A 20,125-nucleotide genomic window follows, 5' to 3' on the forward strand; every position below is an offset into this window, starting at 1 on the left:
GGAGGGGCTTCTATCCCCTCTGTATGCCCCTCTCTTGCCCTAAAGGAGAAAGAATTCTACCTGAGAATAGGATATTTTCTGGGCAAGATTGAGCGCGAAACCAGGTAACTTATGGGAGAATCTCACGCAGTAGGGAAAGGGAAATTAGGCTCTGCTCTACCCTCCCGATTACTTGATTTTCTTGCTCCTTATTGAGCAGGTTAAAAGGGATGGCTACCGGCTCTTGTGGGACGAGGAGACTAGGTAAACAAAAAGGGAAACAACGAACTCCCAAAACGGACTCCGTTGTTTCTCAGTCTATCAATAGGAAGATTCCATCCCCGAGGGGAGGAATCTTCCTGTTATATCAGCCCCAATATCTCAGGGGTAAGGTTCTGATTCTTCTTAGAGAAGCTTCTCTGCCTCTGCAATTAGGGTAGCTTTTGATTGTGCTCCCACGAGCTTATTCTGCACCTCTCCATTTTTGATAAACAAGATGGTAGGGATATTGCGTACACGGAATTGTGCAGGCAAGTCTTGGTTACTATCTACATCTACCTTACCTACGATGATGCGTCCATCATATTCGGTTGCAAGCTCGTCAATCATAGGACCAACAAGCTGACAAGGACCACACCAAGTAGCCCAAAAATCTACGATCATAGGTTTACCTTCGGCAAGAAGTGCCTCAAAGTTCGTATCAGTTATTTGCATTGCCATAGTTCAAACTGTTCTTTAGTTACTAATTTATTTATACTACAAATATACTCTATTTTACGGAATAAGGGATCTCGAATGACTCCAAAAGATCTACCAACCAAGTACCCAGAGTGAATGCTCTCTCGGTCATTAGGTACCTCTCTATCGGATTGCCAAACTCATCACAGAAGGATATGATAAGCTTTGTTTGGGCATTATTGGCTTTCTCACTACCATGGGCATCTATCTCGGTGATAAACTCTTTGACAAACAATTCGTCGATCTCTTTATAGGGGATAAATAACTCAACCTCTTTGATTGAAGAATAGTATTCGTCGGTCAGAAGTTCAATTGAGTTGAAAGAAAGGTCGAATCGTTCCGGTTCATCGGGCTTCTTGAATTGCCACAGCTTTACACTGGCATGGCAGATCAGGAAGATCTCGGTTTTGAGGAAATGTTTGTATTCAAGGTACTGTTTCCCAAAGAGGGCAAACTCATGAGAACCGGACAAATCTTCGAGGGTGAAGCGACCATAGGGCTTGTTTGTCTTGGTCAGCCCTTCCATCACATTTGTGACCAATCCGGCAAATACCATCCTGGTGTCTTTGAATTCCTCCAAGTCCTTTTTGTCGAGATCATCGAGCTTTACGGTACAAAGCTTATCTAGGATAAGGCGGTAAGGCTCCAGGGGATTCGAACTAATATAGATACCAACAAGTTCGTACTCTTTGCTGAGTTTGGTAAGATTATTCCAAGGCTCGGCTTGGGGGACTTCCGGTTCTGGGATCGAAAGTTCCTCACTCTCTCCAAAAAGCCCCATGCTCTGAGACGAACTCTCCTCTTGCACAATGCGACCATAGGCAAGCAGGGTGGCTATAAATGAATCCTCACGGGAGTTGACAGGAGGTGCAAAGAAGCTCTCTCTCTCAATACCGAAGCTATCGAAGGCGCCGGAGAGAGCGAATGCTTCCATCGTTTTTCTATTGATAAACTGTCGGGGGATGCGAGCAACAAAGTCGTAGATGCTTGTAAAGGGACCATTTTGCTCTCGGTCTTCGATGAGTTTATCGATTGTTGTTTGGTTTACCCCTTTGATGCCACTAAGTCCAAAGCGTATATCGCCGTTGCTATTGACACTGAACTTTTGCATTGATTCGTTTACGTCGGGAGAAAGAAGGCGGATACCCATTGCCTTGCACTCCTTCATGAGTTTCGCTATTTCCGGAGCATTGCTGAGGTTGCAACTCAAGTTGCCCGCCATAAACTCACTCGGATAGTGCGCCTTGAGGTAAGCCGTTTGGTAAGCCAACCAGCTATAACAGGCAGCATGACTCTTATTGAAGGCATATTTGGCAAAGTCCTCCCAGTCCATCCAAATCTTCTCTAGGACCTCTTTGGAATGCCCATTCTCTACGCCCCCTTTGAGGAAGTCTGCCTTGAGCTTCTCCATCTCCTCAATTTTCTTTTTCCCCATCGCCTTGCGGAGGGAGTCACTCTGGCCACGTGTGAAATTGGCCAGAGAGCGAGATAGAAGCATTACCTGCTCTTGGTATACGGTTACACCAAAAGTCTCCTCAAGTATTTCCTTGGTTTCCGGCACATCGTAGATGATCTCCTCTCTACCGTGCCTTCGGGCAATGTACTGAGGGATATACTTCATCGGCCCCGGGCGATAGAGAGCATTCATTGCAATGAGCAGCTCAAATCGATCGGGTTGTAGCTCTCTCAGATACTTTTGCATCCCTGCGGATTCGAACTGAAAGATCCCCACCATTCGTCCCTCGCAGAAGAGTTTGAATGTCTTCTCGTCGTCTAGAGGGATGTGGTCTATGTCAATATCCTTATGGAATCGGTGTTTTACATTCTCCAATCCCTCTCGGATGATACTGAGCGTTTTGAGTCCTAAGAAATCCATTTTGATAAGACCTGTGGACTCGATCACCTTACCCTCGTACTGGGTAATCAATACCTTTTCTCCGTTCTCATCGAAAGAAGTCGAAATAGGGATTACGTCGCTTATATCATACTTCCCGATGATCACTCCACACGCATGAACCCCAATATTGCGAATACTCCCCTCCAACTTCTGTGCATACTTGAAGGTATCTTGTATCTGAGTATTGCTCCCGACCTGTAGTTTCTTTAGCTCGGGTACGACTAAAGTAGATAGTTCGATAGTTACGTTGCCCTTTGCATTTTCATAGCCGGGCGTCTTGTGTATAAGCTCCATATCGCTATCACTAAACTTATCGGGGATGAGCTTAGTAATGCGTCGGCTCTCTTCTACCGGTATATGTTTTAGGCGCGCAACGTCGGCAATCGAGCTTTTGGCTTTCATTTCGCCAAAGGTGATGATCTGAGCCACGTTTTTGTGTCCGTACTTCTCGGTAGCCCATTGGAGGATCTTTGCACGCCCGGAGTCGTCGAAGTCTATGTCAATATCCGGGAGGGAGATACGATCCGGATTGAGGAATCGCTCGAAAAGCAAGCCGTATTTCAGTGGGTCTAGATTCGTTATCTTGAGGCAATAGGCTACGGCCGAACCTGCTGCCGAACCACGCCCCGGCCCCACACACACTCCCATGTCTCGAGCTGCCTGAATGAGGTCTTGCACGATAAGGAAGTATCCGGGGAATCCCATCGACTTAATCGTGTTCAACTCAAAGTCAATCCGCTCCTTTACCTCCTCGGGGATGGGGTCGCCATAGCGCATTTTTGCCCCTTCGTAGGTGAGGTGCTGGAGGTATTTGTCGGCATCATCAAACCCTTCGGGCAGTGGGAAGTCCGGCATAAGTGCCGGGTTTTCGATGGTATAGAACTCTACTTTGTTTAGGATTTCCAGCGTATTGGAGAGAAGTTCGGGGCGATCTGCAAACACGGCATTCATCTCCTCTTGAGTTTTGAGCCACTCTTGCTGCGAATAACGCATACGCTGAGGGTCGTCTAGATCTCTCTTCGTACCCAAGCAAATGAGCATATCGTGCGCCGTGGCATCCTCCTGATTGACAAAGTGGACATCATTCGTTGCCACTACCTTTACCCCTGTACGCTCTGCAATATCGTAGATCACTTCGTTCACAGCCAGCTGCTGCACAAAGGTCTCTCTATTGGCATTTGGGTCATCCGTTTGATGGAGTTGCACCTCTAGGTAATAGTCTTCTCCAAAGATGTTTTTGAACCAACGAACGGTCTCTTCTGCTCGCTCGGGATGCCCTCCTAGGATGTGTTGCGGGACTTCTCCTCCCAAACAGGCACTCATTACGATAACCCCTTCGTGGTATTGCTCAAGCAAATCTTTGTCGATACGGGGGCGATAATACTCCCCTTCGGTAAATGATGCGGATACCATTTTGCAGAGATTGAGGTACCCTTGTTTGTTCTTGGCAAGGAGGATGAGATGCCACCCACTTCGGTCTATGGAGCGGCTGGGGTTGTAGGGATCCGGCACGTCCTTGTCTTTGTCGAAGCGGGTGCGTCGTGCGCAATAGGCCTCACAGCCGAAAATCGGCTTAAACATCTGACGCTCTACCTCACTTATCTCCTGTTCCAATTTCTCTATTTCTTCCTTATCCTCAGGGGTGGGCGACTCCTTTTTTTGCAGCTCCTTTATCTCTTTTTTGAGTGCGGAGATGCGAGAACGATGCTTTGAATTGACCTTGTTGCACTCATCGAAGAATGTTTTAATCCCAAACATAACTCCATGATCCGTAAGGGCAATACCGGGCATACCATCCCCGATGGCTTTTTTTACGAGAGCCGAGACGGAGGCTTGCCCATCAAGGATTGAGAATTGTGAGTGAACGTGTAGGTGGACGAAAGGAACCATACTATATCGATTGTCGTTGCTCTGAATGTGATCTCTACTTATCTGCAAAGGAGAAAAGCTGTGGTTTCTCTTCGGGGAGAAGAGCCTGCTACAAAGTTAGGCGATTTGCTTTATTCGTCCACCATCTCGCAGGGTAATTGACTTGTCGCAAAAAGCTCATGAGCTTTCATCAAATTTCTAATGAGCTTTTAGTAAAAAGCTAATGAGCTTTTGTCGGATTCCTCATGAGCTTTTGAGAGAAAGCTAATGAGCTTTTATAAGAATGGTCATTAGCAATCGCCTGAGTGGTCATTAAGAATAGAGAAAAAGGTTCATATTGAGGAGGAAGAGGCAGAGATGAAGAAGCTCTTCCGCTTGATGGTTTTTTGAAAACGTCTAGAGAGCATTGACAAAATAATGGGTGTTTGTCCATTGCCAGCACACAAACAAATCCACACCCAAATCACTGACCAAAAGATTGTGAAGGATATGGAGAGGTTGATACTACAAAGAAGTATGTAGCCCAAAACTGAAAGAACTTGCTTCGTGTTTAGTGGAGCAAGTTCTTTACATTTTATGACTTTTTTCTCAATAGTCATACCGCTTCTTTTTTATCACAATTTCGCCATCATCTTGGAGGTTTCACGGCAACAACAGAAAACAGCATCGGTATCTCGCCATTCTTTCCTGCGATTTTGAATGTTCCGTTCTTTTCAGCAGTCATATTCCCAAATAGATTGAAAGGCGAATAATCATACTCTCCGAAAGACTTTATCTGCAAATCATTACAGAGCAAGCCATTCAGCACCACAGCCAGCCCGTGGTTCCATGTAACGGTCTTTTGCCGATTGTTGGTTTCTGAATCAGTGTAGGTGGCTTCTTCAACAACATAGGGTTCTTTGCGTGAATAGGCATATCGGACTTGCGAAAAATCTTCATTGAACATCCACAATACAGGGTGAAATTCCACGAAAACGAACTTCCCTCCATCTTTCAGCATTCGTGAAACCACCTGTCCCCATTGGACTAAGTCGGGCAACCAATTAACAACGCCATAAGATGTATATACAATGTCAAACTGTTGCCCTTGCAGCACGGCAGGTGCATCGTAGATGTTGCAGCAGCAGAATTGTGCATTCAGTCCTAATTCCTCATTCAAAGACTTTGCCGTTTGTATAGCCTCTTCTGAGAAATCCACTCCCACTACATTGGCTCCCATCTTTGATAAGGAAAGCGTATCCATGCCGAAATGGCATTGGAGATGCAGAATAGACTTTCCCCGAATATCACCCAGCAAGGACAAATCCAAGTCGGGAACAGACTTTACCTCTCTTTTGAACTTGTCCAAATCATAAAATGAAGAATGCAGATGAATTTTTGTTCTTGCATTCCATGCTTCCTTATTTGTTTTATAATAATCTTCCATCGTTTATTTCTTGTGATTTAACTTCGTATTCTTACATTACAACTTCATTTTGAGCATCGGGAAAGAGCTCCCCCAAGTGTATAGCGCGAGCTTTTATTTCAATAACTTTGTTGCAAGTTTATAAGTGAACATAATTCGGGAATTGGATAAATCCCATTGTTGCACTTCCTGCCGTATCAATTCTGCGTGTTTCTTGCTTATATCCCTTAAAGCATTTCCAACGGATTTCCGAAGATATTCGCTTTCGTGTCCCTTGTGCTTAGCGATTAGAGCAATAGCTACCGATGGGTTTTCTTTGAAGAATGGGCGACTTGTCCAAATTCTCAACCCTTCGGTTACAGCACGGATAACATTCGGATTATCATCATTTATCCACTCTTCGATGAGGGGTAAAGACGCTTCATATCCTCTATATTTGCAAACCTCATCAAATGCCTTTGCAAGCATTTCCTGCACACGCCAATTCTCATCAGTACTTACTTGTTCTTGAAGAAAACAAAGGGCTTCATTATCCGTTGTTGCTAATCGTCCCAATATTGTTGTTGCCAACATGCGGACTTGATAGGATTCTTGCTTGAATGTGTCAAGGGCAAATTCAAAACATTGTTTTTCTGAATAAGCAGAAAGGATTTCATCAGCTCCATCAAGGATATGCTGAAATCCATGCTCTATTTGCAGTATCTTGTTCAGTGTTTTATTGACTTCCATCGCTATCTATGCTATATAACTAAATCCAATTTGTCATAATTCAATAGGGCATTCTCCTTTACTATTGGACTAGTGGCGCAAATGTACTTGATTTATTACGAAAAGATACCGAGCGGCGAGATTGGGGAGACATTTAGCTGCTTACTTCTGTGAGGTTGCCCATGGAAGAGAGAGAGGGGTTCGGTGAGAATCTCCTACCTTTGCCGGAGATTAAACGTTATGGATAAGACAGCCTACACTCCACGTCGCATTGCTGCCATTACAATGGCAAGAAATGATGATTTTTTTCTCAATCGCTGGGTACGCTACTATGGAGAAGCACTCGGTTATGAACACCTATATATATACCTAGACGGACTGGAGCAGGCAATTCCCTCACGAGCTATCCCCGAACAGGTAAAACGTTGGGAGCATCGTACGTTATCCCGAGCTCAAGGAGATAAATATCGTATCGGCTTGCTCAGCTCTCTTGCACAGCAGTTGTTCGCCAAGGGATACGATCTCGTAATAGGCTGCGACGCTGATGAGTTCCTTATCGTAGATCCCCAAAGAGAAATGGGACTTGTAGAGTATCTTTCTCGGCAAAATTTGCCCTCGTGTGCTAGTGCATTAGGACTGGATTTGGGGCAGTGCATCGGGGAAGAAGAGACGTTGGATAGCACTCGTTCTATCCTTGCTCAAAGGCACTACGCCGTATTGAGTTCGCGCTATACCAAGGCTGTCATTTTGGCTCGTCCCTTGCAATGGGGGTCGGGGTTTCATCGAGTTAAGGGGCATAATTATCATATTCTGCCCGATTTATACCTCGTTCACACGGGATACTGTGACTTAAAACGTCTCCAACTCCGTACGCAAGATACTCAGAGGACGGATGCCTCTTGGGAAGCCCACCTCAAGCGCAGAGCCAAAACGATCTATTATACTACGCACCGCAAGGCAATCTCTGCAGACAAAATACTCTCCCGTGCTCGACGTTGGCAAACGCTCTACCGCCCCCTATACGCCCTAAACAAACCCAAAATGCCTTGCCCTCCTCGGGTTGTACGTCTCCCCTCTCGCTTTTCGCAGATTGAGATCTAGGCTTTTGGCTGTAACTCCCCCTTCAGCTCTCTTGAGAGACCAGAGTAACTAGTCCAAATTTCCCTACCTTTGTATCCAAACAATTAGGTGATATAAACGAAGAAACCCTATTCATCCGGATGAAAATGAGAAGGAATCCATTCATCTCCAATCCAACAATCACGGGGAAGCAAGTTGCCAACGATTTATTTTTGGTGCTCATCGGTGCTATCCTTCAGGCCGCCGCCTATTCCATTTTTATTGCACCGGCAGGGATTGTACCCGGGGGTGTATATGGTATCAGCATTGGTATCAATCACCTAACAGAGGGGCTTTGGTCACTCTTCCCCGAGGGGCTGCCCATTGGTAAAGTCTCCCTGTGCTTCAATATCCCTCTATTCCTGCTGGCGGCTCGTAAGCTTGGCATTTATTCGGGAGGGAAAACCATCGCTACATTCCTACTCATTGCCCTGCTGACCGACCTTATCACAACACATATAACCAAAGGGCTCCCCATTATAGAAGACGACCCCTTCCTTGCCGCTGTTTACGGAGGGGCGATTTTGGGGCTGGGTGTATTCTTCACCTTTAGAGCAGGGAGCACGAGTGCCGGTACCGATGTACTGGCTCGAGTTTTGGGCAAGGGGCGCAATATCAAGACCAGCAACCTCATTATCCTCATCGATTCTCTTGTGGTACTATTCGGGCTTATCGTCTTCCGCGATTTGAGAGTACCCCTATACTCCCTTGTTACCATCTTTGTGTATGGTAAGGTACTAGACCTGATGAACCCCGAGAATCCCAACAAAGCCATCTTTATCATCTGCGAAAATCCGCAAGAACTACGCGCTCTTATTATAGACGAACTACAGCTCCGAGCTACTTACCTACATGGTAGAGGGATGTATGCAGGTGTAGAGCGCGATATTATCTTTATGATTGCAGAGCGCAAAGATGTACCTCGGCTCAAACAATATGTGCTAGAGAAAGATCCAAAGGCTTTCATCGCTACCGCTAATGCAACCAACGATACATTACCCCCATTAATATGAAAAGACTTGTACTCTCTTTCCTCTGTCTCATCTCCCTCACTACCCTACTCAAAGCTCAAGATACAGCTCCCCTTACCAACGAAGCAACCTTCTTTGTAAAGGTAGAGACCAACAAGGGAAATTTCGTGGTTGCTCTCTATGATGGCACTCCACGCCATCGAGACAATTTCTTGCAGCTAGTTCGCGCTCATAGTTACGAGGGTACGCTCTTCCATCGTGTCATCGACCGCTTTATGATACAAGGGGGGAACCTAATGACCCGAGGGGCTACTGCGTCTACAGATGTGAGCCAAGACACCATAAGTACACGCATTCCGCACGAAATTGATCTCACACGCTTCTTTCATAAACATGGGGCGTTGTGTGCGGCTCGCGAAGGAGATGAGGTGAATCCGGAAAAAGCCTCTTCATCTACTCAATTCTACATTGTAACGGGGAATTACTTTACCGATCTTGATCTTGATGAGCTGGAGGCTCGCACCGGACGCAAGTACACACCCGAGCAACGAGAGGCTTACAAGCTCTATGGAGGAACACCCCACCTCGACAATGGCTACACCGTCTTTGGCGAAGTGGTAAGTGGAATGAACGTGGTAGAGGAGATACAACGTGTAGCTACCGACGACCAAAACAGACCTCGTAAAGATGTTATCATCAAGAAAGTAAGCATCGTTGCCAAACCTAAGAAATAGGAGCATTCTAACGTCTTATGACAAACTCTTCCGGCATCCTCTATATGCTACCTGTACCCATTGCAGAGGGTAGTATAACGGACTTTTTTCCTCAAGCGAATGCTCCCATAATAGAGCAACTAGATCTATTCTTTGTCGAAAATATCCGCTCGGCACGTAGGGCAATTAGGCTCTTTTGTCCCCATAAACCGATAGATCCCATCACCTTTATAGAGATCGGGAAACATGCCGATGAGGCGACCCTTAGTGAGGCTTTTCTTATGATGGAGAAGGGTGAGTCTGCGGGAGTACTCTCCGAAGCCGGATGCCCCGGAGTGGCAGACCCCGGAGCCAGAGTAGCTCGTCTAGCCCATGAGCACAAGATACGAGTGGTACCCCTTATAGGCCCCTCTTCTCTCCTACTAGCTTTGATGGCATCCGGTCTTAATGGCCAATGTTTTGCCTTCTCCGGTTATTTACCCAAAGAACCTACAGAGCTAAAGAAAAGCATTGCGAAGCTAGAGAGGCGCATTACGGAAGAAGGGCAATCTCAACTATTCATCGAAACTCCCTATCGCAACGAAAAGATAATGGAGAGTTTGCTTGCCCATTGCCGCCCTACTACTCGCCTCTGCGTTGCTCAAGATATTACGGGGCAAGAGGAGCATATAGAGACTCGCTCCATCGCTCAGTGGCGCAAGAAACCCATCTCGCTAGCGAAGGTCCCTACCCTTTTCATCCTAGGAGCGTAGAGGAATAGCACTATGGAAGACCTTATTCCCCCCTTGCCTTGTGACTTTGTTCATCAGATTGAGCAGGATTTCCCTCAAGAGGTAGCGACTCTTTTATCCGCATTAGATCACACTGAGCCTGTTGTAAGTCTTCGTCTCAATATCCGCAAATGTGCGCGTTACAAAGCGTCTCCTTCACTAGCTTACCCTTCTACGCCGATCCCTTGGTGCCAAGAGGGATATAGACTTGAGGGACGCCCATTTTTCGCTCACGATCCCCTCTGGCACGCCGGCATGTACTATGTACAAGAGGCTGCCTCTATGGCTCTCGCCCAGCTTGCGCCTCTCATCCCTAAGCGTCCCATAGAGGTGTTAGACCTGTGTGCTGCTCCGGGGGGAAAGTCAACTCTTTTGCTCAATATTTTATCCGAGAATAGTACCCTCGTTGCCAACGAACCAATTCCCAAACGTGCTCAGATCCTCCGGGAGAACCTCATGAAATGGGGCTATCCCAATACAATAGTTACCAATAATTATCCGGATCAGTTGGCAGCAACGGCGGCTAAGTTCGATATGATTGTAGTAGATGCCCCTTGCTCGGGTGAAGGGCTCTTCCGCAAAACACCGGAGGCTCGTCTGGAATGGTCGCTCCAATCGGTAAACGAATGCGCCTTGCGTCAGCGAGAGATCCTCGATGCTGCTTGGACTATGTTACGCCCCGGTGGCATGCTTGTATATTGCACTTGCACCTTTAATAGACACGAAGACGAAGAGCAAGTGGAATATCTCTTGCGAGAATACAATGCAAGCCTCATCGCCGCGATCACCCCTCCCGAAGAATGGCATTGGATTGAGGGGAAAGGAGGAGTGGGATGGCACTTCCTCCCTGGCATGACAATGGGAGAAGGATTTTATTTCGTCGCTTTCTACAAGCCTCAAGAGGGGGATAATAGTTCCTCTCCTCCTCCCTCCAAAGCAGTAAAAAAGAAAGCAGGACGTAGAGAAACATCCGGTATCTCATTTTCTGATATAGATAGACGCTGGTTCCTTTGCGAAGAGGGGGACGAAAGGGAAGCAGGAAAGTTCGTGACCTCTCCCATCGCTCCTGAGTTGATACAATGGATCCCCCCACAGCTTCTTCCTAAGTACCAGGAATTGGCATCCTCACAGGCCATCCGCATTCTATCTGCAGGGGTTTCTGTGGGAGAATCTAAGGGAAAAGAAATAGTTCCCTCTCCTCTACTCCCTTACAGCCAGCTTTGCAACATCTCAGCCTTCCCTACCATAGCTCTTGAGAGGGAGCAAGCATTGGCGTATTTGGCTGGAGAAACTCTTGCATCTCATCCTTCGACTCCCAAGGGGTTCTGCCTCGTTTGCTACGAAGGGATTCCCCTTGGTTTTGTCAAAAACATTGGGTCAAGGTACAACAATCTCTATCCCAAACCTTATCGTCTAAGGAACCTACCTCAGTAGTTTTCCCCCGTTCTACTCTTACTCTGCCTAGGGGGAAAATCCATCCTATTAGCTTAATCCCTAGGAGAAAGCAACTAAGAATAATGGTATAAGCGTATGTTTGACTACTTTTGTAGAGACAAACGGAATATACTATAAGTTCTATGGATAGATCAGAAGAGGGGCTTGAGCTCCTTGGTAAAAAAACGGAGTATAAAGGAGATTATGCTCCGGAGGTCCTGGAGGCATTCAGCAATAAGCATCCCCAACGTGATTACTGGGTTCGATTTGTCTGCCCGGAGTTTACGGCTCTTTGCCCCATTACGGGGCAACCCGACTTCGCCACAATCTACATCGATTACATCCCAGACGAACGCATGGTAGAGAGCAAAAGTCTCAAACTCTACCTCTTCAGTTTTCGTTCGCATGGTGCTTTTCACGAAGATTGTGTCAATATCATCATGGATGATCTCATCAAGCTGATGAATCCTAAATACATAGAGGTAACCGGAGACTTTAGCCCTCGTGGAGGGATTAGTATTGTGCCCTTCTGTAACTATGGACGCCCCGGGACGCAATATGAGGCTATAGCTCGTGAGCGACTGCTCCGCCATGATCGCCATTAATCATCATTCTCTAGAAGACTTTCATGCTCAAGCCTAGTCGCATACTTGCCATCATTAATCCCATCTCCGGAGTTGGCTCCAAGACCCGTATCCCGGGGCTTCTTGCAGATGCCTACAACTCAAGAGAAGAAGAGCTACTCATCACCTATACAAAAGGAGAGGGTCATGCCACTCGCCTAGTAAAGGAGGCAATAGAAAATGATATAGATAGTATTATTGCTGTGGGTGGAGATGGTACCATCAACGAGATTGCGAGTGCATTGCATGGCTCTCACGTCAAAATGGGAATAATCCCCAAGGGGAGTGGTAATGGTTTAGCACGAGCTTTGGGACTCCCTCTCTCCAGCGATGCCGAGGCTGTTCGAGTAATCACAGAAGGGCATACCACAGCCATAGATACAGGTTTGGTTGATGGTAAACCCTTCTTCTGTACTTGCGGCGTGGGATTTGATGCGGAGATGACCAAGCGGTATGCCGAGACTTCGCGCCGAGGGCTGATTACTTACATCAAAGCGGCCATTGATGAGTACATCGCTTTCCGTCCTCAACAGTACCGCATTACCATTGACGGCGAAATCGTTGAGACGAAAGCCTTTCTTGTTACGGCAGCCAACATAGATCAATACGGCAATAACTTCTATATAGCTCCGGATGCAAGTCCCTCCGATGGGTTACTCGATCTTGTCATTCTACGCCCCTTCGATCCCCTACTCGCTGGGCATGTTGCCTTGCAACTTGTAACTAAAAATATCGACAAAAACAGTTGTGTCGATAGCTATAGAGGGGCTAATATTGTGATAGAGCGGGAGTGCGATGATAAAGCCCCTGCTCAGATTGACGGAGAGTCTGTACTGGCCGGCAATCGTATAGAGATTGGCGTACGCAAACAGAGTCTTCTCGTTTATACTCCCCAGTCTGCTGAAAAATGAGTACACTTCTTAGTATTGGCATGTTGCTCGGGGGGCTGGCTCTGGTTTTTTATGGGGCCAACTTTTTGACCGATGGGGCTAGCTCTATTGCCCGACGGATGCAGGTATCGGCTCTTGTTATTGGGCTTACAGTTGTCGCTATTGGCACTTCTACCCCCGAACTTGCCGTCAACCTCTCTAGTGCCATACAGGGGAAAGAGGGCATTGCATTAGGGAACGTCTTAGGAAGTAATATCTTCAATATTTTGAATATCTTAGGTATTACGGCTATCATTACTCCTCTTCGGGTCGGTAAGAGCACATTGTATGCCGAGATCCCTATAGTGTTTGTTATCTCCATTGCTCTCATTCTACTTGCTAATGACACACTCCTACATAATAGCACCATAAATAGCCTTGATCATGGTGATGGTCTTGTGTTGCTTCTTTTCTTTTTCCTCTTTATGTGTTACACCTTCTACATAGCCCGTAAAAAGGGCACAAAGGGAAAAGGTGCGACACAGCAACCCGACAGTAATGCTCCTCAAATCAAAATTTATGGTTGGTGGCTATCTATCGGGATGGTAATAGGGGGCCTTGTAATGCTCATCGTTGGAGGAAATTTATTCACGGAAGGAGCCTCTGCCATTGCTCGCGCTCTAGGAGTTAGCGAATCCGTAATAGGGCTTACTCTCGTTGCGGTGGGTACCTCTGTTCCCGAACTTGCCACCTCCATTGTAGCAGCACGAAAAGGAGAAGTAGATATGGCAATAGGCAATATCGTTGGTAGCAATATCTTTAATATTGCACTAATCCTCGGGACAACTGCCACTATTCGCCCCATTGAAACCGGAGGCATTACCCTTCTAGATTATGGAGTAATGCTGCTCGCTGTTGTACTACTCTTTCTTTTTACTCTATTTTACGGTAAGCGCGAGATTAAACGATTGGAGGGGGTAGCGCTTCTTTCGGTCTACATCATCTATACTGTTTGGCTAATCCTCCAAGAAACCTCTTACTTAGCATAAAACAACATGAAGTACATACTGTGTCCCTATTGTAAGAAGCGCCTTGAGGCTACTTGGATTCGGAGTGTTTTGGATAAGAATGGACATGTAGATACTCCTTGTCCCGGATGCCATAGACAACTCGCCTTTACCCTACGTCCGCCCAAAGCTTCTAAGCAAACGGAAGGCGAGAATACAGGTCGTTTGTGCAAGCGAGAAGAGGGGCAACCTCTTGCTTATTTACAGGTTGTAGAAAATGTATTTGGCTATTCGGCACAATTTCCCCTCTACGAGGGGCTCAATAGGATAGGTCGTTACAACGATAGACATACGGAAATTGAGGTCGCCATTCGCACGGCAGACCCAAGCCTTGATCGCAATCAATCGCTACTAACCATAGAGAAAGATAAACAGGGGAATGTAGTTGCTATCCTTATGGATGATGATAGCATGACAGGGACCTTTGTGAATGCACGCGAACTTGACCCAGGTGAGAAACGCCAACTCTCTGATGGAGATGTAATAACCCTAGGGGCTACATCTCTTATTTTTTCCATAAAGTAAACTTTGCCATAAGAGTGAGATATGAGTACACCTACCTCTAGAAAAAAGGCCCTTATCACCGGAGTCACAGGGCAGGATGGAGCCTATTTGAGCGAATACCTACTCAAGCGAGGATACGAAGTTCACGGGCTGAAGCGCCGCTCTTCTCTATTCAATACAGAGCGGGTAGATCATCTGTACCAAGATCCTCATCTAGAAGGGCGAAACTTTTACCTTCACTATGCCGATATGACAGATGGGCAGGGGCTAACTCGTCTCATTGGGGAGATTGCTCCGGATGAGGTATATAACCTTGCAGCACAAAGCCATGTAAAGGTTAGCTTTGAGCTACCGGAATATACTGCCGATGTTGTCGCTTTGGGTACTCTTCGCCTGCTAGAGGCAATACACCTCCTCCGTATGGAAGATAAAGTGCGTTTCTACCAAGCCTCTACCAGCGAACTATTTGGGCTTGTGCAAGAGATGCCTCAGAGAGAGACAACCCCATTCTACCCCCGAAGCCCCTATGCCGTTGCCAAACTCTATGCCTATTGGATTACGGTGAACTACCGAGAGGCATATGGAATACATGCCAGCAATGGTATTCTCTTTAACCACGAATCACCTCTCCGTGGAGAGACCTTTGTAACTCGTAAGATAACCAGAAGTGCCAGCCGCATTGCCATGGGATTGCAAGATCGGCTCTACCTAGGGAATCTTTCGGCACGACGGGATTGGGGGCATGCCAAAGATTATGTGCGCTCTATGCATCTCATCTTGCAACGCGATACTCCTGACGATTATGTGGTAGCTACGGGAGTTACCACAGAGGTACGTACCTTCGTTCAACTCGCTTTTTCTGAGATCGGGTTTACTATTGAATTCCGCGGAGAAGGATTGAATGAAGAGGGGGTGGTTACCGCTATAGATGCCGATCGCGTAGCTCAATCTGTGGGAGAAGAATTTCTCTCTCACGCACGCAGCTTAGTTGGGAAAGCCATCGTTGCCGTAGACCCTGCCTATTTCCGTCCTACTGAGGTAGAGGTTCTTTTGGGAGATGCAACTAAGGCTCGCAACCTTCTGCATTGGCGACCGGAGTATACTCTTGCTGATATTGTACACGATATGATGGAAAGTGACGTGCAACTCATGAAGCGAGAAGCCTACCTAAAGCAGGGAGGATTTTCCATCTACAACTACTTTGAATGAAAACTTTCCGCCGTTATACTTATGGATAAGAGTGCTCGTATCTACATTGCAGGTCACCGCGGACTGGTAGGTAGTGCCATCTATAGAGAGCTCAAGCGACAGGGATACAAAAACCTCATCACTCGTACCCATTCGGAGCTTGACCTCCTTGATGCTGTAGCTGTTCGCAAGTTTTTCGACGAAGAGCAGCCTCAGTACGTATTCCTTGCAGCAGCTTTTGTTGGAGGGATACTTGCCAATAGTCGCTATCGGGCAGATTTTATCTATAAGAACCTAGGGATACAACAAAATGTGATTGGCGAGAGCTATCGCCATCATGTGGAGAAACTCCTCTTTCTAGGGAGTACTTGTATTTACCCAGCCAATGCCCCCCAACCCATGAAAGAGGACTGCCTCCTGACCTCTTCTCTAGAGTATACCAACGAGCCTTATGCTATTGCCAAAATCGCAGGGCTCAAGATGTGTGAGAGCTTCAACCTACAATATGGTTGCAACTATCTTGCCGTAATGCCTACCAATCTCTATGGTCCCGGGGACAATTTTCATCTCGAAAATAGTCATGTACTACCGGCTATAATGCGCAAAATGCATTTAGCGAAACTTCTTCGCCATGCAGATTTGGAAGCCTTACGACACGATATTGCTTTGCGTCCAATCTCGGGATTGAACAAAAACTCCTCCCTGGCTCAAATTACCGAGCGTCTTGCCTTCTTTGGTATCACTTCGGATGAACTTGTACTTTGGGGATCGGGCTCTGTTTTACGGGAGTTTATGTGGAGTGAAGATATGGCAGCAGCATGTATCTACGTGATGAATCACGTTGATTTTCCTCATCTATCGGCAGATGCTCCTAAAGGAGAAATCCGCAATTGTCATCTCAATGTGGGCACAGGCGTAGAGCATTCTATCTCTCAAATTGCTGAAGAGGTACGAAAGGCTGTCAACTTTGAAGGCACTATTGCCTTCGATCATATTCACCCCGATGGTACCCGACGAAAACTTACAGATCCCTCTCGCCTCAAAACCCTTGGATGGGAATACACCACCTCTATAGAAGAGGGGCTTCCCAAATTGTACCAATGGTATTGTCAAACGAATACTCTATAAAACTACTCCCACAACAATACGAACTTATTTTCTTCCGTTGATAGATTGTATGCTTACTCCAGAAATAGAAGCTCAGTGTATTGAGCTTATCAAAAACGAAGTTGTACCCGCTACAGGATGTACAGAGCCTGTAGCCGTAGCTCTAGCTGCAGCACAAGCTGCCAAAACTCTTGGGGAATCTCCTACGTCCATAGAAGTTCTCTTGAGTGCCAATATGCTCAAAAATGCCATGGGAGTAGGCATCCCCGGTACGGGAATGATTGGGCTTCCCATTGCTGTTGCTCTAGGAATTATTTTGGCAGACCCCTCGAAGGATCTTACCATACTAGAAAACTTTAGCCAAGAGCAACTGGCTAAAGCAAAAGCCTTAGTGGAGAAAAAGATCATGTCTATACGTCTCAAAGAAGGCGATATAGATAAGCTCTATATAGAAATTAACCTCCAAGGGGCTAACCATACAGCAAGCACAATTATCCAAAGTAACCACCGCAATATCGCTTACATACGTCGGGATGATGAGGTTCTCCTAGATCAGCTCTCCGGAGATAATTGTTCTGCACAAGGGGCTAGTGACGAAGCAGAAGCCCTACAGCTTACTTTTGACCTAGTCTATGAGTTTGCCACTACAACTCCCTTAGAGAAACTTACTTTTATACAAGAGGCTGCTCGACTCAATAAAGCAGCAAGTGAATTTGGTCTCAAAGGCTCTTACGGTCACTCTGTTGGACAGATGATACAAGGGGATTGGGGAAAGAAATATCTCGGGAACTCGGCTCTCACGGAGATGCTTACCTACACAAGTGCAGCTTGCGATGCCCGTATGGATGGTGCTCCCGTTACCGTTATGAGTAACTCAGGTAGCGGTAATCAGGGAATCACAGCAACCCTACCCGTACTAACCTTTGCACAGCATGAGGGTGCAAGCGAAGAGCAGACTATACGAGCACTAGTACTCAGCAACCTTATGGTGATCTACGTAAAGCAGAAATTAGGTCGCCTATCAGCTCTCTGTGGATGTGTTGTAGCTGCAACAGGATCAAGCTGTGGATTGACCTATCTGATGGGTGGTAGTCGAGAGCAAATCGAGTTTTCTATAAAAAATATGGTGGGCAACATTACGGGGATGCTGTGCGATGGAGCCAAACCGAGCTGCAGTATGAAGGTCTCAAGTGGAGTATCCACCGCCATGTTCTCAGCCCTACTTGCTATGGAACACAAAGTTGTAACCAGTAGTGAAGGCATTGTAGATGAAAGTGTTGACTCTACTATAAGTAATCTTGCAAGCATTGGCCGTGTAGGGATGAATGAGACGGATCGACTTGTACTCGACATCATGACTCAAAAATAACATTAAGCTTCCCTGTAAAGTATTCAACCCTTCTAATCATATATGGATTCTACTTTCTCTCCTTCAAAGACTGTTCTTCCACAGCGCATGTCTTTCTCTGCATTTGTTCGCCTTGTAGTGCTCAATTGGTATTGGTTTGCCCTATCATTGGTAGTAGCTTTTGGCTTTATCAAGATGTTTGGGAATAGTTCTGCTATTGGGAACAATAAGTACCGCATGGCTGTAATGACACGCTTCCCTATACAGACTTCTAAATCTGATAAGGTTTTCGTGGATGCGAACTCAGGAAAAGAAGCTCCTCTTTGGAAGCATACTCCCGCATTTGATGCTGCTCAAATCTATGGATGGATTGTCTCGGCCGACATTATCTATCGAACAGGAAAGAGAGAGGGTTTCGAAGTAGAATACGCTCAACGAAGCGGTTTTTCTTCTCGCGATATATACAATCACATCCCTTTCAGACTTATTTTCCCCGATGCTGCCGATGCCGACTACTTTACCTTGGTAGTACGACAAGAGGCTGACGGATTACAACTCTCCCAAATAAAGGGGGTATATCAAGGGAAGGAGCTAAAAGGGACGGGTTCATACACCATACTATTGCCTTGGAATAGTACTGTTGAGACCCCTGTAGGGAAAGTAATACTACAAGACAACCCAGGATGGGAAGAATACGGAATAAGATCCTATGCCTTAGACAAACCCATCTATATCACACGTAGAAGTGTAATAGAAACTCGTGCCCAGTACGACTGGGATATGGTGATTGATAATACACTACCCAATTTCCTCAATGTGGAAGTCTCTACCACAGGCTCCGCTCGACGTGCAAAACAGATTCTTGCTGGAATGCTGGTCGATTTAGACTCTCTAGTGCGCTACAATGTAACGCTCGACTTAGACAAAGAGCAAGAAATGATAGAAGCCGCTCTTCGTAGGTTAATGCACCCCGACTCTCTTTCTCCCAGCCTTACAGCAGAAAGCCGTACACAAGAGATAAAAGAACTGCAACAGAGGCTTGCTCGTACTATAAGTAATCGGGAGGTGCTACGCTATGATCATTTGATTGAAGTTACCGCATCCCCTGCTATTCAGCCATCTCCCGTAGGAGCATTCTCGGTCAAGATCATCTTTTTGCTTCTAGGGCTGATTATTCCTACTGTATTAATCTATTATGCTTGGCTCTTACGAGGGAGTGTTTTGGAACCTCGGCAACTATCCCCCTTCTGGCAGAAAGCCCTTATCTCAACGCTTCGTCTGCATCGCAAGAGAGGGAACTACTCAGATACTCCCGAAACGATTGATGCCCTCCGTTTTACGCTTCAATCTAACCTGGAAGAGGATACCGATGCCCGTCCTATACTGTTTACCACTCCATCTAAAAGCTCAAAAGCACAGAAACGATTGAATAAGTTGGTGGCTGATCTTGCTGCAAGTTACTCGTTGGGAGGAGGAAATACAGGAAAAATAGTACATCTTCTCCACGCCTCCAATAATTCTGTGCCTACCCTATCTCACGCTCGCATTATAGAACAGGGGTACTGGGGTGGTAAACAATTTTCTCAAGACCTAGCTCCTGCAGAAGCGGAGAGAAAGACCCCTACCCTCTTGATAGCACCCTTCGATTCGGTTCACCTATTGGCTTCTCAAGTTGCCCAAATAGTTGTAGTGGTTGAGCAAGATCAGAGTAGGACCACTCTACTCTCGGATCTCGAGCATTCTCTGTCTCAAGGCACTCCGCCTATCCATGCTCTGTGGGTATGCAATATTTTTCCATTTTTCCGCTAATCCACTC

General features: G+C 46.4%; 17 protein-coding genes. 13 read left to right on the forward strand and 4 right to left on the reverse strand.

Going from position 1 to position 20,125, the window contains the following annotated elements:
- Positions 1-384 precede the first annotated feature (384 nt).
- The 4 genes from trxA to POREN0001_RS06455 form a co-directional block, all read right to left on the reverse strand.
- Complete coding sequence (gene trxA / locus POREN0001_RS06435; RefSeq protein WP_004334189.1) at positions 385-699, reverse strand: thioredoxin; 315 nt, start codon at positions 697-699, stop codon at positions 385-387.
- A gap of 49 nt (positions 700-748) precedes the next feature.
- On the reverse strand, positions 749-4,504 hold the full coding sequence (dnaE, locus tag POREN0001_RS06440; protein WP_004334370.1) for a DNA polymerase III subunit alpha: 3,756 nt from the start codon (positions 4,502-4,504) through the stop codon (positions 749-751).
- A 607-nt stretch (positions 4,505-5,111) separates the two neighbouring features.
- The gene (locus tag POREN0001_RS06450; protein ID WP_004334192.1) at positions 5,112-5,909 is read right to left on the reverse strand and encodes a class I SAM-dependent methyltransferase; all 798 of its coding nucleotides are present in this window, start codon (positions 5,907-5,909) and stop codon (positions 5,112-5,114) included.
- A 93-nt stretch (positions 5,910-6,002) separates the two neighbouring features.
- A complete protein-coding gene (locus POREN0001_RS06455; protein ID WP_004334334.1) occupies positions 6,003-6,617 on the reverse strand; it encodes a DNA alkylation repair protein in 615 nt (204 codons plus the stop codon).
- Positions 6,618-6,836: 219 nt separating this feature from the next.
- Between POREN0001_RS06455 and POREN0001_RS06460 the strand changes: the two genes are divergently transcribed.
- The 13 genes from POREN0001_RS06460 (at position 6,837) to POREN0001_RS06520 (ending at position 20,118) form a co-directional block, all read left to right on the forward strand.
- Positions 6,837-7,697: a glycosyltransferase family 2 protein gene (locus tag POREN0001_RS06460; RefSeq protein WP_004334066.1), complete on the forward strand. Its 861-nt coding sequence runs from the start codon at positions 6,837-6,839 to the stop codon at positions 7,695-7,697.
- A gap of 119 nt (positions 7,698-7,816) precedes the next feature.
- A complete protein-coding gene (locus POREN0001_RS06465) occupies positions 7,817-8,728 on the forward strand; it encodes a YitT family protein (protein WP_004334280.1) in 912 nt (303 codons plus the stop codon).
- Positions 8,725-9,420, forward strand: a complete 696-nt coding sequence (locus POREN0001_RS06470) for a peptidylprolyl isomerase (protein ID WP_004334097.1) — start codon at positions 8,725-8,727, stop codon at positions 9,418-9,420. Before POREN0001_RS06465 ends, POREN0001_RS06470 begins: the two co-directional genes overlap by 4 nt.
- A gap of 17 nt (positions 9,421-9,437) precedes the next feature.
- Positions 9,438-10,151, forward strand: coding sequence for an SAM-dependent methyltransferase (locus POREN0001_RS06475; RefSeq protein WP_004334050.1), 714 nt, complete (start codon positions 9,438-9,440; stop codon positions 10,149-10,151).
- 12 nt (positions 10,152-10,163) lie between these two features.
- Positions 10,164-11,603, forward strand: a complete 1,440-nt coding sequence (locus POREN0001_RS06480; RefSeq protein WP_004334298.1) for a methyltransferase RsmF C-terminal domain-like protein — start codon at positions 10,164-10,166, stop codon at positions 11,601-11,603.
- A 143-nt stretch (positions 11,604-11,746) separates the two neighbouring features.
- A complete protein-coding gene (gene queF / locus POREN0001_RS06485) occupies positions 11,747-12,208 on the forward strand; it encodes a preQ(1) synthase (protein ID WP_004334117.1) in 462 nt (153 codons plus the stop codon).
- A 23-nt stretch (positions 12,209-12,231) separates the two neighbouring features.
- Positions 12,232-13,137, forward strand: a complete 906-nt coding sequence (locus POREN0001_RS06490) for a diacylglycerol/lipid kinase family protein (protein WP_004334125.1) — start codon at positions 12,232-12,234, stop codon at positions 13,135-13,137.
- Positions 13,134-14,144: a calcium/sodium antiporter gene (locus tag POREN0001_RS06495; protein WP_004334295.1), complete on the forward strand. Its 1,011-nt coding sequence runs from the start codon at positions 13,134-13,136 to the stop codon at positions 14,142-14,144. The genes POREN0001_RS06490 and POREN0001_RS06495 overlap by 4 nt, the downstream gene beginning before the upstream one ends.
- 6 nt (positions 14,145-14,150) lie before the next feature.
- On the forward strand, positions 14,151-14,687 hold the full coding sequence (locus tag POREN0001_RS06500) for an FHA domain-containing protein (RefSeq protein ID WP_004334142.1): 537 nt from the start codon (positions 14,151-14,153) through the stop codon (positions 14,685-14,687).
- 21 nt (positions 14,688-14,708) lie between these two features.
- Entirely contained in the window at positions 14,709-15,875 is a 1,167-nt protein-coding gene (gene gmd / locus POREN0001_RS06505) for a GDP-mannose 4,6-dehydratase (RefSeq protein ID WP_004334320.1), read from the forward strand.
- A 21-nt stretch (positions 15,876-15,896) separates the two neighbouring features.
- Positions 15,897-16,982, forward strand: coding sequence for a GDP-L-fucose synthase family protein (locus tag POREN0001_RS06510; protein WP_004334315.1), 1,086 nt, complete (start codon positions 15,897-15,899; stop codon positions 16,980-16,982).
- Positions 16,983-17,031: 49 nt separating this feature from the next.
- On the forward strand, positions 17,032-18,330 hold the full coding sequence (locus POREN0001_RS06515) for an L-cysteine desulfidase family protein (RefSeq protein WP_004334136.1): 1,299 nt from the start codon (positions 17,032-17,034) through the stop codon (positions 18,328-18,330).
- 42 nt (positions 18,331-18,372) lie between these two features.
- Complete coding sequence (locus POREN0001_RS06520) at positions 18,373-20,118, forward strand: hypothetical protein (RefSeq protein ID WP_004334153.1); 1,746 nt, start codon at positions 18,373-18,375, stop codon at positions 20,116-20,118.
- The last annotated feature ends 7 nt before the right edge of the window (positions 20,119-20,125 follow it).

Origin of the sequence: Porphyromonas endodontalis ATCC 35406 (assembly GCF_000174815.1) — a bacterium.
Classification (GTDB): domain Bacteria; phylum Bacteroidota; class Bacteroidia; order Bacteroidales; family Porphyromonadaceae; genus Porphyromonas; species Porphyromonas endodontalis.

Coding starts and splice junctions, on each gene's coding strand:
- trxA (WP_004334189.1), bottom strand. CDS start 699: ATGGCAATGCAAATAACTGATACGAACTTTGAGGCACTTCTTGCCGAA.
- dnaE (WP_004334370.1), bottom strand. CDS start 4,504: ATGGTTCCTTTCGTCCACCTACACGTTCACTCACAATTCTCAATCCTT.
- POREN0001_RS06450 (WP_004334192.1), bottom strand. CDS start 5,909: ATGGAAGATTATTATAAAACAAATAAGGAAGCATGGAATGCAAGAACA.
- POREN0001_RS06455 (WP_004334334.1), bottom strand. CDS start 6,617: ATGGAAGTCAATAAAACACTGAACAAGATACTGCAAATAGAGCATGGA.
- POREN0001_RS06460 (WP_004334066.1), top strand. CDS start 6,837: ATGGATAAGACAGCCTACACTCCACGTCGCATTGCTGCCATTACAATG.
- POREN0001_RS06465 (WP_004334280.1), top strand. CDS start 7,817: ATGAAAATGAGAAGGAATCCATTCATCTCCAATCCAACAATCACGGGG.
- POREN0001_RS06470 (WP_004334097.1), top strand. CDS start 8,725: ATGAAAAGACTTGTACTCTCTTTCCTCTGTCTCATCTCCCTCACTACC.
- POREN0001_RS06475 (WP_004334050.1), top strand. CDS start 9,438: ATGACAAACTCTTCCGGCATCCTCTATATGCTACCTGTACCCATTGCA.
- POREN0001_RS06480 (WP_004334298.1), top strand. CDS start 10,164: ATGGAAGACCTTATTCCCCCCTTGCCTTGTGACTTTGTTCATCAGATT.
- queF (WP_004334117.1), top strand. CDS start 11,747: ATGGATAGATCAGAAGAGGGGCTTGAGCTCCTTGGTAAAAAAACGGAG.
- POREN0001_RS06490 (WP_004334125.1), top strand. CDS start 12,232: ATGCTCAAGCCTAGTCGCATACTTGCCATCATTAATCCCATCTCCGGA.
- POREN0001_RS06495 (WP_004334295.1), top strand. CDS start 13,134: ATGAGTACACTTCTTAGTATTGGCATGTTGCTCGGGGGGCTGGCTCTG.
- POREN0001_RS06500 (WP_004334142.1), top strand. CDS start 14,151: ATGAAGTACATACTGTGTCCCTATTGTAAGAAGCGCCTTGAGGCTACT.
- gmd (WP_004334320.1), top strand. CDS start 14,709: ATGAGTACACCTACCTCTAGAAAAAAGGCCCTTATCACCGGAGTCACA.
- POREN0001_RS06510 (WP_004334315.1), top strand. CDS start 15,897: ATGGATAAGAGTGCTCGTATCTACATTGCAGGTCACCGCGGACTGGTA.
- POREN0001_RS06515 (WP_004334136.1), top strand. CDS start 17,032: ATGCTTACTCCAGAAATAGAAGCTCAGTGTATTGAGCTTATCAAAAAC.
- POREN0001_RS06520 (WP_004334153.1), top strand. CDS start 18,373: ATGGATTCTACTTTCTCTCCTTCAAAGACTGTTCTTCCACAGCGCATG.